This window comes from Arthrobacter ginkgonis (assembly GCF_039540195.1).
Classification (GTDB): Bacteria; Actinomycetota; Actinomycetes; order Actinomycetales; family Micrococcaceae; genus Zafaria; species Zafaria ginkgonis.
The window spans coordinates 107,221-122,413 of the sequence record NZ_BAABEO010000026.1; the positions used below are offsets into that span (position 1 = coordinate 107,221).

Sequence of the window (15,193 nt, forward strand, 5' to 3'; positions counted from 1 at the left end):
TTCGCTGGTTGCCGATCCCGGCCATAGCTTCGGGCGGGCATATGTCTCGACAAAAGCGTCTTGCATCCCTTCGGTTGCGAGACATGCTGAGGGGATGGCTGATACCCGATCGGTCTCGCGCCCGTCTCCGCGCGGCGGCAGAACCTCGGTGCCGTGATCGGGGACATACGGCGCCGGCAGGGGCCGCAACGGCAAGGCCTGGCCAGGTAGCGGAAGTCTCAAGGCCATCGCATGGCGTGGGGGACCAGACGGGAGGCAAAAACCTAGGGGCGTGAAGACCGGCACGGTCTTGGCCGCCCTGCCGTTCCGGCGTTGAAGTACCCCGGCTGAACAGGTGCCAAATTGCTTCACTTTCCCTGCAGGGCAAGCCAAGGATCGGCCGTTCCCGGGGAATCCGGCAGTGCCGGTCCGGGGCGTGCGTCGGGTTCGATAAGGGGCACCGGGGGAAAGCCGCTCGGCGTGGTGGTTCCAGCCGTCAGCGTTCCGCCCGCTGCCACGTGCAGCGTTGGGTGGATGGACGTGAGAACCGGGGAAGCCGGGTTTGGCCGTTTTGACAGGGGTCCTGCCGGGGAGCGAAAGGCTGGCGCAATGCCGCTTTGCGAGGGGCGTGTGGTTCCCGCGCCTAGCGGTCGTCGGCTGGTTCGCCCGGAGAGGCGTGGGCCACGCCGGCGGCCTCGACGACGGCCATGGTGGTGCGGATGAAGACCACCAGCCAGCCGAACACGATTCCTGCGGCGCCAAGCTCGAGGGCGGTGAGGTTGTAGTAGCGCAGCGGATACCACAGGGCGATGACCCCCGCCAGGGAGGCCACGGCGATCAGGCTCAGCAGGTAGAACGCGGCCGGGTATCCCGGGAGCCAGAGCGGTACTCCGAGCAGCAGGATGGCAAGGATCAGCGCCAGGAGGCGGACGAGGCCGGTGTGGACCGGCTCGAACGTGTTGACGGGGAACAGTCCGATCCCGGCCATGCACACTCCGCTGGCGATGAGGCAGGCGCGGACGACGTTTGGGCGGGGACGGATGAACGTGCGCCGCCGGCCATTGCGTGCGTCGCTGGCGCCGAGCAACTCGGCCCAGCGGCGGAGGTCGCGGGTGATGAACGCGGAGAGCGTGGTGAGGATGATCCCGGAGGTAGCGATGGTCGTGTTGAATGTCCAGAAGGACGTCAGTCCGGCCTGGCCGGTGCCGAGTTCGCTGAACATGCTGTGCCACCACAGCGGGTTTTCCGCCAAAAGCATGCTGATGAGCATGCCGGAGGCCATGAAGACGGCGAGCAGCACGGACAGTGTCGCCGCGGTGATCCTCGCCCCAGAGGTGTAGCCGAAGTATCCGGCGACGCCCGAGGCGACAGCCAGCATCGTTGCGCCCGCCACGGTGTCCACCGTTAGGCCCTGGAACGCCTGCTGGAAGAGGCTGAACAGGACCAGACAGGACATGATCGCGATCGAGGAATGAACCACCAGAAGGGCCGCGACATCCACGACTTGCCGCGGTAGGGGCCGGGATCCCAGCCATACGTGCACGGTCCGCACGTTCTGCACGTAACCGGCAACGAACGCCAGACCGGAGGCCGCGCCGCAGACAACGGACGCGTGGAAGCCGACGGATTCGTATCCGGCCAACGGAGGCCTGTGTCCACGGAACGCGACCAGCCCGACAACGATGGCCACAGCCGCAGCGAACACTGAAGCCCAGATCGAGCGGGACTCGATCTCTACGGCGTGGGGAGGCTCCCCCGCCCGTCCGTTCCGACGCCGCTGCACCCTGATCACCAACCCCCGCGAATCGTGGTGGGGAAACCGTCCGGCAGCCCCGGGCACGATTCTGCCACGCAGCGACCAGCCGCTCCGGTGGCCGGAAAGGTCCCCCGGCCGGCTCCGTCCGGGAAACGCGGACGGGCGGGCGCGAGAGGTTCCTGGCCGCGGGAGCGGAGCAGCCGGGCCCACGATCGCCTGGAGGGTCCTGGCGGGTCGTAAATGGTGACGGTTGCCCTGTCCACGGACGCTTCCAGGGCGCCTCACGGCAAGGGCTTCCGGACACTCGGGAAGCGACCGGGTCAGGGTTCGAGTTGGGCGCGGCGGAAGCGCAGTTCGCGTTCGGCTCCGGTAAGAGGGGAGCCGGTGAACGGCAGTGCCTTGAGGTCCACGAGTGCGGCGGCTTTCAGGGCCAGTGCGTTGGCGGCCTGCGCGGCGCGTTCGGGCAGTCCGATGCTCCGGGCGAAGGCTGCCCAGTGGCGGGCCCGCAGGTTTTTCAGTTTCCCGTCCACCGGCAGGGCCAGGGTGTCGTCGCCGTAGAGCAGGGTGCAGGGCACGTCGTACACCGGGGCGATGACCAGTCCTCCGGGAGGGCCGCCGAGGACGGAGACGTTCTTGGCGTGCAGGTCGCCGTTGCCGGTCAGCCAGGCGAAGACGAACTGCAGGTACAGGTTGCGTGCGGCAACGGCGGGTGCCTTGCTGGCCGTGGCCAGGGCCTTCACCACGGCCTCGGAGTCCACGTTGTATTTGTCCGCGGGCGGGATGCCCATCACCTGCGCGGCGTCCTCCAGCGGCAGGCGCAACCATTCGTTGCCGTCCGACACGCGGTCGAAGCGTTCCACCAGCAGGCCGTGCAGCCCGTTGCGGTCGGTGACCAGGGCGGCCTTGGCCACCGGGATCTTCAGCGCCTTGGCCGCGAGCAGGTGCGCGGCCTCGTTCTCGACCAGGTGCCGGTGCCGGGGTGGATCCAGCTTCAGGATGTACCGGTGCCCGCGCAGGGCCAGGGGTGCGCTGAGCATGGAGGCGCTGGCCTTGTCCTGCACTCCCGGCAGGGCGTGCAGGTCCACGGCCTGGGCCAGCTCGCCGAAGTCCAGGGACGAGGGGTCGGTGGCGTCGGCCAGCGGCTCGGGCTCGACCGGGGTTTCGCCCCTGGGTACGACCTGCACGTCCCCGGGCGCGTCGGCACCGACGGCCAGCAGCAGGGAGAGCTCGTCGTTCAGGCTGGTCTTGACCGCTTCCTTAAGCACGCTCAGGCGGTGCCCTTCGGGCAGGAGGCCGGCGAAGAACGGCGGCAGGGATCCGGCTGGCGACATGACGGCCTCCGGCGACAACGGGAGGGTGCTGGCCACCGGCTGGCCGCCGCCGGCCAGGTAGGTCCCCTCGTAGGAGAAGGTCGTGCCCCCGTGCGCGCGCTCGATGCGGCCGGCCAGCCGGCCAGCCTTGTAGACGTCGGCTACGGTCACGAACCGCAGCCGCTGCAGGTCGGCCGTCATTGGGCCACCAGGCGCAGGCCGAGCACGTTGGCCGCCGCGGCCACGGCCGCCAGGGCGGGGTTGCCGGTGCCGGTCTCGATGGCCCGGACCGTCCGCTCGGAGATGCCCGCCAGATCGGCCAGGTCCTTCTGGGTCAGTCCCGCCTCCTTCCGGGCAGCCCGGATCCGGCCCCCCAGCTCCTCGACGTCGCTCAAACCGCACCCCATTCCGGCAGGATCCTGCCGCTTCAACCTCTTACGGATCCATTCTGCGCCTCAGGGGATGGTTTCGGCAGTATCTTGCCGATTTTTTCTCGTGTCGTCTTCCGGTGGTCCGCTACATCCTCTATCGGCAGGATCCTGCCGGTTGGAGGGGAGCTTCAGGTGCCTCGGAAACTCGGGCTTCGGGCCATGTTGGCGCACAAGGACGGACGCGATTCACACTCTTTGAGAGTGTCTCGACAAAAGCGTCTCGCTACCCGTCCGTTGCAAGACGCCCTTCCGATTGAGGGTGAACTCGCTGAACGTGCTGCAAACATCCCGAACCGGACACTAGACGCATGGGGCGATCAAGGAACCTCGCTGCTCTTTCGCAAAGTCCTTCCGAAATGGCCGCGATCTGCGGTTGGCCCAAATAGCCCCTGGGGGCACCGGTAGTGTGCCTCATACCCCCAGGGGGATACGTGCATACGCGGTTTGACGACGGAGGGCCCCAGCTTCCCGCGGAATCGCAGAGGACTGGTCCAGTCACCGCTCTGGGCGCACATGGTTTCCCTTGCAGCTTATGGGCAGTCTGTCTTGGAGCCGGCCGGGAAGGACCGGCGTATCAACGACGGATCTTCGGAGGAATCGGATGGATCCTTGCTGGCACGTCCGGAGGCGTTCTGTGAAGGTCCGCGAGATATGTCAGCCGATGGATTCGAGATCGTCGTAGCAGCTGTCTTGTTCGGGGCACCCCCAAGGGGAGCCTTTGAGGGCGCAGTTATCGAAGCCCTGCGCTACTTTTCCCCTAAGTCGTCCGCCACGCGGCGCAGGTCCTGGATCCAGCCGGTTGAGCGGCTGGGCCCGCTCACGCCAGCTTCAAAGTTCGCCAGGGCTTCCGCCATGAGTTCCAGTGCTTTCGACAGGTTGGCTTTGACGCCCGCATAACCTTGATCCGAGCGGGGGTCGGATGAAGCGGATACCAGCAGCTCCGCTCCGGACTTGATGACCAATGAGGCCTCGTACTCGTTCACACTCGCACCCCGCGTCTTCCAGATGGTGGACGGTGCGGAATCTGTCCGCTCGTCCAACCTTACCTCCGCGCCGGCTGCCCCGAAGGAAGCCGACAACGCCTATGGCCCCCACCTCCACGCCCGGCGGTGTGCAGCCGATCGATGGGGTCCCGCCGTATGTCGTGTGTGCGGGAAAGCAGCGGAGTGGGTGGGCTTTTGCCGTGCACCTGTGGGCGCGGGACTGAGCGCTACATATGGTTCCTCGCACCCTGCCTTTGAGAGTGTCTCGATAAAGTGTCTTGAGACCTTTGGGATGCAAGACGGTTTGTCGAGACAGGGGGACCGTGGCGGTGTGACTGTTAGCTCGGTTTGGCGGTTCTAGCTGATTCCTATGACAATGCCGCAGGTTGTAGCTTTCGAAGAGGGTGGCGGCAGTCTTTCCTGAGCCATACGGCGACACGGCATGTCGCCGCGTGGCCACGGCAGCATGCCAATACAGACGGGCCGTCGGAGCAAATGTTAGGGGCTTCAGCCTATGTCCGCGCGGTCGGCTCGCTGCCGTGCTTCAACTGCGCCCAGAGGCGGTCACGCTCGGGCCCGGTAACGACGGTGGCGTCAAGGGTGGCATCCCGATCGAAGCGGGAATCGAAAGTGGTGAAGTGCCCGGCCAGCAACTCCTCCACGGCAAACCATTCGGGACCGTAGTCCTCGTCGACATCCTCGTGCTTCCCATCCGCCCAATGCACCTGGTTCCACATGCATTCGAGCTTGACCCAGAAGAAGGGGAATGAGCGCATGGGGGTGACCGAGGTTGTCACCCATCCTTTGGTCTCGCCGTTCAACGACAGCCGCCACACCCCATCACGAAACGGATCCAGACGCGGATCCTTCGGCCAATCCGCTTCGTCGAACCACGTGTCGAACCATCCCATCGTTCAGTTGTAACAGCCCGGGCAATTCGAGCGGAGCAACATCAACGATCGTGTTGGCCGTGAGTCAATGACCGAAAACGATGGCTATCGAGACATGGAGGTCGAGACACACGCGTTACCGTGCGTCCTTGAACTCCACATTGCCCTCAGCGACCACTGCCCCTCTGGCGCAACGCGCGTCGTCGCCCAAGCACCGCTAGTGTCACGTGTTAATGGTTTGGTTCCGTTTGATCTTGCCGAGTAGGTAGTCGCCGGTTTTGACCCATCGGAACGGATGGGCGGACTGGTTGTAGCTGTCGGTGTAGGTGCGGATCGTGTTTTCCAGGTCGTCGACCGAGGTGAAGGATCCGCGCCTGATGGCTTGGCGGGTGATAAGGCCGAAGAAGATCTCGACCATGTTCAGCCAAGAGCAGCAGGTCGGGGTGAAGTGCATGGTGACCCGCGGATTTGCGGCCAGCCAGTCCTTCACGTTCTGGTGTTTGTGGGTGGCGTAGTTGTCACAGACCACATGCAGCTCGACGTTCGGGTTGGCAGCGGCGACCTGGCCCAGGAAATCGACGAACTCGGCGTTGGTGTGCCGCGGATAGCACGCGTCGGCGCTGATCTTCCCGGTGAGCACGTCGAGAGCCGCGAAGAGCGTCGTGGTCCCGTTGCGCTTATTGGGAGACCGTCGTCAGGGAGACCCCGGCCTTGATGGCGACGTCGCGGAGAGTGGGGTTCGATGCACGCTTCATATCTCAACCGTCGGTATGTGGGTAGAAGACAGCCATCGTGCGCCCCGGGACTTCAGAAAATCTTGGGACAGAAAACCTAAGCGCGACCCCCGCCCACCCGAATCGGTGGTTTTGGGTCCTGTCGCCGTTTCAGGCACGGACGTAGAATCCCCTATGGAAAAGCTGAACTACACCGTAAACATCAACGCTCCGGTCCAGACCGTGTGGGCCACCATGCTGGACGACGCCACCTACCGGGAGTGGACCAGTGAATTCTATGAAGGCTCCTACTTCGAGGGCGACTGGAACCAGGGCAGCGAAATCCGTTTTCTCGGCCCGGACGAGAAGGGCTCCCTGGGCGGGATGATCGCCACAGTGGAGGAAAGCCGCCCCCACGAGTATGTGTCCCTCCGCTATGTTGGCCAGATCTCTGACGGCCGGGATGACACCAGCAGCGAAGCCGCCAAGGAGCTCATCGGAACCCACGAAAGGTACTCGTTCAGCGAGGCCGACGGCGTTACCACCGTCGATGTGGAACTCGACAGCCAGGACGAGTACGTGGACATGTTCAACCAAGCGTGGCCTGCGGCGTTGGCGAAGCTCAAGGGAATCAGTGAGGCCCGGCGGTAACCCGCGGGACCTAGTTTCACGCGTTAATGGTTTGTTTCCGTTTGATCTTGCCGAGTAAGTCGCCAAGGGGACGGTCAGGGTGACCGTAGGATTTTCCCCGCTGACCCCGACACGCAGCACGGCGGTTGGAAGGCCCCCATCGTTCGCGCCCGTATGGTCGATGTGCCGGACCTTGAGGGTGGTCTGGGCAATGGAACCGTCATAGCCCACCTGGACTTCACCGGCACCGAACTTTGGGCTGTCGGGGGTCCACGGATCAAACCAGTCGATCTCCCACGGATCCCATCTGCACACGGCCACAGCGCTCTTACCCTCCCCGCATACCCTTAGCGCAGGCTACTGGCGCGGCGAACCGCGGCGCCAGCCAGTTCTGCCAGAACATCGCCACTGGGCACCGCCAATCCACCGGGCGGCCCCACTGTCTCGACAAACCGTCTTGCATCCCACCGGTTGCAAGACGCAGGCTTGCCGCCCGGATTCCAGCCGGCCACCGGGTTGGGGTGACCGGTGGCCGGCTGGGGTTGAAAGGGTCAGTGGAGGAGATGGCTCTCCGATCCGGCGAGGGGGGCGTCGTAGTGCGTATCCTCGGTTTGGAATCGGAAAACCATCTCTCCCTGAAGCCGTTAGCGGGAGCGGGCTGTGCCGGACGCCACGGAGCTCGGTGGCGCGTCAAGTGATCCCGCCACCTGCTGGTTGGGCTTGTCCGGCCTGGGCACGAACACTCCGAAGAGGAGGGCCACGAGACCTGTGACCAGCCAAGCCGGTGTGTAACCTGCCGAGGCCGCCAATTCGCCGAAGAGCCAAGGGAGCATGAACCCTCCGATCGCCGTCACGGTCAGAAGGAGCCCGACCGCTGTGCCAATCAGTTCCGGCGGCACGTCCGGGTCTTCGCCTGGAGCGGTCTGCCACACGGCGAAGCACCCGTTGAACCCGAAGCCGATGAGCGTGGCCGAGATCCACAGCATTCCGGCGCCTACGGCGGGCAACGAGAGGATCCCGATACCTTGGATTGCCAAGAAAAGCAGGAAAGTCGCCCGGGCATTCAACAGTCGATCGGTGAGCACGCCGGCAATGATGCTTCCCGGAATGCCGGCGACTCCGACCAGCAGCCCGGCTGCGGCCACGGCCCCGGTGGAGAATCCTCGTTCGTCCCCGGCATACACCCCGATCAGCTGGGAAGCGACAAAGTAGGCCCCGTAGCCGCCGAAGAACGCCATGCTGTAACGCCACAGCTTCCGATTGCGGAGGATCGCGGCGATACTTTTGCCGCTGAGTCTGGTGCCCAGCAAGCTGGGAATTCCTTGAGGAATCCGGTACACGAGCAGCACCACGACTGCGCAAGCCACTGCGATCAGCCCGGACAGGACGAGAGCACCTCTCCAGCCCAGTGCCTGCTCGACCGGCACCCACAGGTACAGTCCGACGGCGACGCCAGTGCTGAATGAGGCGGAAACGACTCCCAGGGCCGCCGCGTGTTCGCGTTCCCTGAACCATACGCTGACGGCCGCGATTCCGATGCCGGCGTACACCGATGCCGCCAGGCCGGCCAGCACCCGCAAGGCCAACAGCATGGGGTATCCGTCAACGATCCCGGCCAGCGTAGTGAAGAGGCCTTCCAAGGCCAGCCCGGCGACCAAGGAGGCGCGGATACCGAACTTGGCGGCAATGAAGCCGGCGGGAATGTGCATTACTCCGTAGCCGATGACGAAGCCGGAAATCAGCAGGGCGAGCTGCGGGAGCTCGGTCCCGTAGGCCTGGGAAACGCCGGCGAACGTTGCCGGCATGACGAACCAATTGAACGTCATCGCCACGAACCCCAAGGCGATGACGGTCAGCATCACCCACCTGGTGGAGGGCTTTTGGTGGACTTGATATGTCATGGTGATTCCACCGCTCAGCTGAAGAAGGTCTTGATCGCGGCGGCCACTGATTCCGGGTTCTCCAGCGTGGGGAAGTGGGTTTTTCCCGGAATGTGGATGGGCGTGAACCACGGGTTCTTGGCGGAAAATTCCTCTTGGAATCGCTTGTATTCGGGGTCCAGCGGTTGGGAGTAGATGTGCGCCACCTCGAGGCCGCCGTCAACGGCTGCCATCCGTTCCAAGGGGCTTCCCCACTGGGCGTAGCTCTTGCCGATTTCCCGGCAGGCGCGGCTCCACATGCTGTCACCGAACCAGGTCATTTCCCGGTTCACGTGGTCAATCACGTCGATTGAATCCGTGCCTTCGATCCATTCCTCGAACATGCTCTGCCGTGCCGCGGCGGCGGTGTCCGGATCGGTTCCTTGGGCGATCTGCTGGTGGAAGCCTTCGAAGGGCTTCATCAGCCAGTCGATAACCACCGCCTGACCGAGGCGGTCCGATCCCAAGCGGTCCTGGACGCCGATGTTGACCCAGCAGCCATGGGAGGTGGAGGCGATGCGGACGTTCTCCAGCTTGAGTCGCTCAATAAAGGTCAGGGTGTCCTGAATCAGGTGCTCTGCGGTGAAGTCGTCCTGGTCCACAAGCTTTCCGTCGTGTCCACGGAAGTTCAGCCGCAGCACCCGAAAGTGGTCGCGCAGGTGCGGTTCCAGGAGCCGGAAGAGCCTGTGGTCTTGGGCCCACCCGTGGATCAGGATCAGTGGAGGGGCGGTGGGGTCGCCCGATTCGACGTATTCGATGGGCGAGTCGTCAATGACCATGGTTTTGAGCTGCATCTTGACCTCATTCGGTGATTAAAGTGCCCCGCATTGGGGGTGTGGACGGAATGTGACGAGCGTCACGGAGAGCTTATGGATGCCGTGTAGGCAAGTCAATAGCCTGCTATGTAAATCCCGCACCCCTTGAAAGTAGATAGCATGATATGCAATGCTCCCCTTGTGATCCAGCGCACAGGGGGCGTGGGGCGGGGCCCCGAATGGCGGTTTCAGCCCTGCCGGATCACCCTCCCACAGAAGAATTCGCCCCAAAATCACCGATCGAGGAGTCCAGATGAATGCCACTCAAGGACATGTTGAAGTCGCCGGCGGAGGGATCAGCGGACTGACCGCTGCCGCCGCCCTGGCCCAGCGCGGATGGACGGTGCGCCTCCACGAGGCCAATTCGTCCATCAGGGCTCTAGGAGCGGGTATTTACCTGTGGGACAACGGGCTTGCCGTACTGCGCGAACTCGGCGTCGAAGAAATGGTCACCGCGGGGGCCCACTACGGGAAGAGCATTCAAAGCCGGGATCGGCAGGGCGAACTGATGGGGGAGGTGCCGATCAATACCGGCGGATCCGTCCGCGTGCTCACGGTGCTGCGCGAAAAGCTCATGTCCGCCCTGCATCACGCCGCGGTTGAGTCGGGTGTTGAGATCGTCACCGGATCGGTCGCCGTGGGAGCCGAGCCTGACGGTGTCCTCCGGTTGGTCGATGGCACCACCAGAAAGGCCGACCTGGTCATTGCGGCCGACGGGGTGGGATCGCAGGTGCGCGAAAGCCTCGGGCTGCTGCGCCGTCGGCAGGCCCTGGGCCAACGGTGTGCGCGACTCTTGGTCCCACGCGTGGGCGGGGATGTTCCACCTGCCATCGAAGACGACTACATCGAGTACATGTCCGGCCAGCGATTCTTTCTGTACACCCCCAGCAGTGCGGAAGATCTCTACATAGCGCTGGTCTGCTCCGCCACGGACATGAAAGCCATGGGAGGGCATCTCCCGCAGGAGGAATGGATCCGGTCATTCCCCGGGTTGGAGTCCCTCATCCGGAGGCTGGGCCCCATCCAGCGTTGGGATGACTTCGAATGGGTGGAACTGTCGAAATGGTCGGCAGGCCGGGTCGCGATCATCGGAGATGCCGCCCACGCCCAACCGCCGTACCTCGGCCAAGGAGGTGGCTGCGCCATGATGTCGGCACTCGGCCTGGCGCATGCGGTATCCGAGTCCGGTCGTTCGCTCGAAAGTGCTCTTGACCTGTGGGAAGCCACGGAGCGGCCCGTCATCGAACACACCCAGAGGTTCTCGGTGCGCGTCAGCGAACTCAACGACGTCCCCGACGAAGCGCGGAAGGAGATCCTTGGTGCCACCAGCAAGCTGCCTCGAATCGGCCAGTCGCGTGCCCGCGCAGCGACGACGAATCCCACCGGAGTGAGCATGTCCGTGGCCGTGGGCGGATCCGCGTGAGCGGTTGATAGGCGAAGAAAAGGGTGAGGTCCGGTGGGCCGAGCCCGGGTCACTTGTTGGAGATCTGCGACTCCACGATCTGGACGAAGTCCTGCAGGACCGAGACAACTTGCTGGCGAGATTCCGCGGGGAACTGGCGCAGTGAATCCTCTTGGAAATCGCGCAGAATGCGCCGCTTTCCCTCCCACAGCTCAGCCCCGTGGTCCGTCAGTTCCACCAGGGTGACCCGGTCGTCCTGGTCATCTGACCGCCGTGACACGATGCCCCGTGCCTCAAGGGATTTCAGCATGCGAGTGACGGTGGGCTGCGCGATCCCGGCTTGGCGGGCGATCTCGCCTACCGGAAGGGCGCCACGCTGAGCAACCGAGTCCAGGACGGCCACTTGGGACTCGGTCAGAGTCTCACCTTCGCCCAGCACGCCCACCCTGCTGCGTCCTCGGCGCAGTACGCGATAAACGTCATTGCAGGCACGAATCCAGTCATCAAGCAGTTCTGTCGGGACGTCGTCGCTACTCATAGTGTGAGGGTTCCTATGGGATGAAGTTTCTCAAGTGAACTTTAATCATGACGCACCCCACCAACAAATCCCCAGAACTTCGCTCCCGTGGATGCTGAGCTAACCCTGGCCTGGCATAGCCAAGGGTTCGGCGCTACGGGGAACTCATGAACCTCCAGTGCATGCCCAGGGCGGCCAAGCAGAAATGGTGGATCTCGGTGGCGCCTTCGCGTTAGGAAAGAGTCCCCGGGAATTGCTTTAGCCACCACTTCACAGTTGCAGATCCTCGATCAATACATGAATAAGGGACATCCATATGCGGTCTGGTCGACTACCCGTCAGGTTGGGTGGCCAAGGCCCGCCGCGGCCAGCTCGCTATGGAATCTGAGGCGGCTACGAAGTCGTCAGGAAGGCCACATCAATGCATTCTTCAATCCACAAATACGGCGCATCAGACCAACAGTTCATGAGTCTCCATTGGCCTGGCGTTGAAGGAACAATCCATGGCACTGTCGCCCTGGTGCATGGCGGGTACTGGCGAAAGGCATTTACCGCCGAACTCATGGTGCCGATCGCGGCGGACCTGGTTGCTCGAGGGTGGGCGGTTGCAAACGTGGAATACCGGCGAGTCGGACACGCGAAAACGCCAGCGGCCATCGTGGACGACGTCGCACAGGCCCTGAGGTGCGTAAGAAGGTGGAGCGAAGAGGCCGGCACCCCCGGGGCCGTGGTGGGCATCGGCCACTCCGTTGGCGCGCAACTGGCATTGCTCAACTCCGAACCGTTGGACGGGTTGGTGGCACTAGCGCCCGTCACTGATCTGCCTAGGGCCAGAACTGAAAACCTGGGCGAGGGCGCAGTGAATGAGTTCATCGGTGAAGATGCAGAAGACGCTCCCCGCCTGCGTGAGAAGTTTTCCCCCCTCCACCAGTTGCCCTTACAGAAGCCACTGCTGGTTGTTCATGGTGTTAACGATCAGCGGGTTCCAATAGAACACTCAACGGAATACTGCGTCAAAGCCAAAGGCCTTAGCGACACCGTCGATTTTTGGCAGATGCCCCAACTTGACCACTTGCAAGCCATTGACCCGACCGGAACGCATTGGCATCAAGCCGTCGAATGGATCCGAGCCCTCCCATGACGGGGAGCACTGCAGCGATGCGCTCCGCGGTATCCGGTAAGCGCCCAGGATTCTGCATCCCGCCGTCTTCCGACCAGGCAAGGACCGCCGGCCATGTCGCCGCGTTGCCATTCGTACGTCGAACACGGGGGTCACCCTGCTGCCGTCCCGGTTGCCCGTGCCGACGAAGTGGTGTTCGGCGAGGATATGGGATCTGGCGGTGCCATCGTCGCCCTCTGCTGGAGACCGTCCTGCTTTTCCATGCGGGGAAGGCGGGAATCACCGCCGCGCTCACGGCCTGCCCGCCACCTGGTAACAAATAACGGTGCATGGCCGCGGACGTCACTGGATCGACGGTCGAGCGACGTCCGCGGAGGCATATGTGCGATCGCGGAACACTGCGCTGCCTTGCGCGTCGCGCACCTGCCTAAGTGTCTCGCCCCAGTGTCTTGCATCCCTTTGGTTGCAAGACAGTGGAAATTCGGCGTATCCGTCCGTGAAGTGACGACGGGCAGGACCCCAGAGACGTCTCGCTCCCATGGAGCCTCCCTCTGTGTCGTTAAATAGCAACCGCCTCACTTCCCGGATCAAGCCCTAGATGCGGCTCAGTCGTTTCTCCAGGAGGTCCCCCAGAACCCAACGCTCGTTCCAGCCCTTGGGCCGTCGGTGCCATTCGCGTTCGAGCCAGGCCGGTATGCCCCGTTCGGCCTCGACGGCGATCCTTTTGGCGTTGATGTCCCAGATGCTGCGTTCGCAGACCAGCTCTTTCACGTTGCTGATGCCAATCCAGTGCGCCGGGACATCGCGCGTCGCCCGGTCCAACCCGATGAGGGCCTTGGCCCCGTCGAAATCCATTCGAGGAGCACCGCCGAGACCAGTGAAGTCCGCAAGGGACAGCGGGTGCCGCGGCGACCAGACATGGGTGACGCTGCCGGGGAGGAGGTGGGCCCCGGTCCAGCCTTGACCTCCCTCGGCTCTCGGGTGATAGATGTTCAGTCCTTCGAGATCGGCGTGGATCGCAGCCAGACCCTGATCGGTGGCGCCGTTCAGGCCCAGTGCCCGCAGCGTGCCGCTGGCCAACTGGGCATCCAACGCGGGGTAGTAGTAGCCGAAGTAGGCACGGAGCTCCGGCCAGACATGCCCTGCCGGGATTCCCCTGACCTTCGAACTGGCTGAGCCGATCTCCCGGAGGCCGCTGGCCTTGCTCAGCAGGGAAACGTCGACGACGCTGACGGCATTGATGGTGATGGACCGGACCAGGTCCATGTACGGCTCAAGCCACGCCAGATCGCGGTAGGGGTAGTCGGCCCACAGACGCACGGCACCGCCGTTGCCGGAGAGGATCTCCGCAACGTTGGAAGGGGCGCCCTTCTCCGTGATGACGAGGTCCTTTTGCTTGCGGGACTTCTTGGAAGGACTTGAGTCCATGTTTGCTCCAGTGTCTTGGTGCCGGCGGTGGTGGCGTCATGGAAGCCGCCCCGAACATGCCCGTTATCGGGGAGCAACGCCACCAAGCGATGAAAGAACCCGGCTTCCTATAGCCGGCGCCCAGATGCGTGCCCGTGGGCGGGCAGCCAGGGAGCAGCCAGAAGTAGGGGACAATCTTCGATGATGCGCAGGTCACCCTGTCCAGTTCACCAGGTCGGTGCGCTGCTGGCGGAGTTCGGGCTGGTCTCCGAAGAAGTCGATCAGGATGCCCAGGGCCTCCACCGCCTGTTGACGGCCGGCGTCGTCGATGTGTCCCGTGAGGCGGAGCAGCGTGAACGCGGAAGCGGCAACCAGGGTGGCGTCCTCGTACCATTCCTCGCCGCTGGGAGTCTCGTCCCATCCGCCGGCCTCGGGAAAACCGGCCAAGGCCAGGACGTCCTCGACCGTGGCGTTGGCCGGCAGCCGGTCGCACTCCTGGGCCACCACGTAGAGCATGTCCCAGCCCTCATCCGTTCCGAAGGGAGCGAATTCCCCGGCCGGGTCCTCATAGATCGGTGCCGAAAAATGACGCGAGAACGCGGGGTGGGCCTTGGGGAGGTTCTGGTCGTCCATGATTCCTTCGGGTTCGGTGCAGGCAGCTTGCCGGCTGCCGTTGGTGGGGGAGGAGACCGGGTTGCTGGATCGTACATCGTCAGGAGCCTGCGGGGACGTTGCATTACCGCTTGCGGAGACTGCGCCTGCCCCTGCCCCGGAAACATCGGTTGGAGGGACCGCACATCCGCCCAGTCCGACGGACAGGGCCGCTCCTACGACAAGGCCAAGGCGCACCGTTGTCGTCCGGGCGGACACCCGCATGGGACTGGCCATCGTGATCCTCTCTTCCGTACCGAACCAGCTGTTATGGACACGATAGGAGAAGGCCCCGCCAACAACGGCTTTGAATACGCCGATCGCCAGACAGCACCAAAAACCGCCGGTTGCCACTGTGGTTGGCAGGGAAGTCGTAGTGTCTCGACGGACCGTCTTGCATCCCACCCGTTGCAAGGCGCGGGCGAGGGGCCGCGCTGACTTTCGCGTGCTGCGATTGAGCATCGCGGGGCGGCTCGCTGGTGGTGGGACGGCGGGGGTGGCTCCTGCTTTCCTGGAGCTAGTTGGTCCGCTGGTCGCGGCCGTTGCCTCGTCCGTGGTTTCGGCCCTGACCGCTGGTGCGCTGTCCGGCGCGCCGCTGGCCGGGTGGTTGCTTCCTGGACGGTTGCGGACGGAACGGGATCTCTGGTTCCGATGACGCTTCGTCAAATCC

General features: G+C 64.0%; 14 protein-coding genes and 1 pseudogene. 3 read left to right on the forward strand and 12 right to left on the reverse strand.

The window, feature by feature from the left end; translation table 11 throughout:
* Positions 1–622 precede the first annotated feature (622 nt).
* The 7 genes and pseudogenes from ABD912_RS19975 to ABD912_RS23620 all read right to left on the reverse strand — a co-directional run bounded on the left by ABD912_RS19975 (position 623) and on the right by ABD912_RS23620 (position 6,104).
* A complete protein-coding gene (locus tag ABD912_RS19975; protein WP_345153655.1) occupies positions 623–1,669 on the reverse strand; it encodes a DUF998 domain-containing protein in 1,047 nt (348 codons plus the stop codon).
* A 386-nt stretch (positions 1,670–2,055) separates the two neighbouring features.
* Positions 2,056–3,246 (reverse strand): type II toxin-antitoxin system HipA family toxin, encoded by a 1,191-nt coding sequence (locus ABD912_RS19980; protein ID WP_345153657.1) that lies wholly within the window; start codon positions 3,244–3,246, stop codon positions 2,056–2,058.
* Positions 3,243–3,440 (reverse strand): helix-turn-helix transcriptional regulator, encoded by a 198-nt coding sequence (locus tag ABD912_RS19985; RefSeq protein WP_345153658.1) that lies wholly within the window; start codon positions 3,438–3,440, stop codon positions 3,243–3,245. The genes ABD912_RS19980 and ABD912_RS19985 overlap by 4 nt, the downstream gene beginning before the upstream one ends.
* Before the next feature lie 782 nt (positions 3,441–4,222).
* Positions 4,223–4,459 carry a hypothetical protein gene (locus ABD912_RS19990; protein WP_345153659.1) on the reverse strand — a complete coding sequence of 79 codons (237 nt, stop codon included), beginning with the start codon at positions 4,457–4,459 and terminating at the stop codon, positions 4,223–4,225.
* Between the two features lie 512 nt (positions 4,460–4,971).
* The gene (locus ABD912_RS19995; RefSeq protein WP_345153660.1) at positions 4,972–5,370 is read right to left on the reverse strand and encodes a hypothetical protein; all 399 of its coding nucleotides are present in this window, start codon (positions 5,368–5,370) and stop codon (positions 4,972–4,974) included.
* A gap of 202 nt (positions 5,371–5,572) precedes the next feature.
* Positions 5,573–6,028: pseudogene (locus ABD912_RS20000) on the reverse strand (IS630 family transposase); the annotation flags it as partial.
* Positions 6,027–6,104 carry a LacI family DNA-binding transcriptional regulator gene (locus ABD912_RS23620; RefSeq protein ID WP_425548115.1) on the reverse strand — a complete coding sequence of 26 codons (78 nt, stop codon included), beginning with the start codon at positions 6,102–6,104 and terminating at the stop codon, positions 6,027–6,029. The pseudogene ABD912_RS20000 and the gene ABD912_RS23620, both read right to left, overlap by 2 nt.
* Before the next feature lie 153 nt (positions 6,105–6,257).
* Between ABD912_RS23620 and ABD912_RS20005 the strand changes: the two genes are divergently transcribed.
* Positions 6,258–6,713 carry an SRPBCC family protein gene (locus tag ABD912_RS20005; RefSeq protein ID WP_345153662.1) on the forward strand — a complete coding sequence of 152 codons (456 nt, stop codon included), beginning with the start codon at positions 6,258–6,260 and terminating at the stop codon, positions 6,711–6,713.
* A gap of 623 nt (positions 6,714–7,336) precedes the next feature.
* Here the strand turns inward: ABD912_RS20005 and ABD912_RS20010 are convergent.
* Both ABD912_RS20010 and ABD912_RS20015 read right to left on the reverse strand, forming a co-directional pair.
* Positions 7,337–8,593 carry an MFS transporter gene (locus ABD912_RS20010; protein WP_345153663.1) on the reverse strand — a complete coding sequence of 419 codons (1,257 nt, stop codon included), beginning with the start codon at positions 8,591–8,593 and terminating at the stop codon, positions 7,337–7,339.
* 14 nt (positions 8,594–8,607) lie between these two features.
* Positions 8,608–9,405: an alpha/beta fold hydrolase gene (locus ABD912_RS20015; protein WP_345153666.1), complete on the reverse strand. Its 798-nt coding sequence runs from the start codon at positions 9,403–9,405 to the stop codon at positions 8,608–8,610.
* Between the two features lie 274 nt (positions 9,406–9,679).
* Here ABD912_RS20015 and ABD912_RS20020 point away from each other — a divergent pair, with 274 nt between their 5' ends.
* A complete protein-coding gene (locus tag ABD912_RS20020) occupies positions 9,680–10,849 on the forward strand; it encodes an FAD-dependent oxidoreductase (protein WP_345153667.1) in 1,170 nt (389 codons plus the stop codon).
* A gap of 49 nt (positions 10,850–10,898) precedes the next feature.
* On the opposite strand, the gene ABD912_RS20025 is transcribed toward ABD912_RS20020, so the two are convergent.
* Positions 10,899–11,366, reverse strand: a complete 468-nt coding sequence (locus ABD912_RS20025) for a MarR family winged helix-turn-helix transcriptional regulator (protein ID WP_345153669.1) — start codon at positions 11,364–11,366, stop codon at positions 10,899–10,901.
* A 400-nt stretch (positions 11,367–11,766) separates the two neighbouring features.
* Between ABD912_RS20025 and ABD912_RS20030 the strand changes: the two genes are divergently transcribed.
* Positions 11,767–12,486 (forward strand): alpha/beta hydrolase family protein, encoded by a 720-nt coding sequence (locus tag ABD912_RS20030; RefSeq protein ID WP_345153670.1) that lies wholly within the window; start codon positions 11,767–11,769, stop codon positions 12,484–12,486.
* A gap of 573 nt (positions 12,487–13,059) precedes the next feature.
* Here ABD912_RS20030 and ABD912_RS20035 read toward each other — a convergent pair.
* Together ABD912_RS20035 and ABD912_RS20040 are read right to left on the reverse strand one after the other, a co-directional pair.
* Positions 13,060–13,893, reverse strand: coding sequence for a hypothetical protein (locus tag ABD912_RS20035; RefSeq protein WP_345153671.1), 834 nt, complete (start codon positions 13,891–13,893; stop codon positions 13,060–13,062).
* A 192-nt stretch (positions 13,894–14,085) separates the two neighbouring features.
* Positions 14,086–14,505 (reverse strand): hypothetical protein, encoded by a 420-nt coding sequence (locus ABD912_RS20040; protein ID WP_345153673.1) that lies wholly within the window; start codon positions 14,503–14,505, stop codon positions 14,086–14,088.
* Positions 14,506–15,193 lie beyond the last annotated feature (688 nt).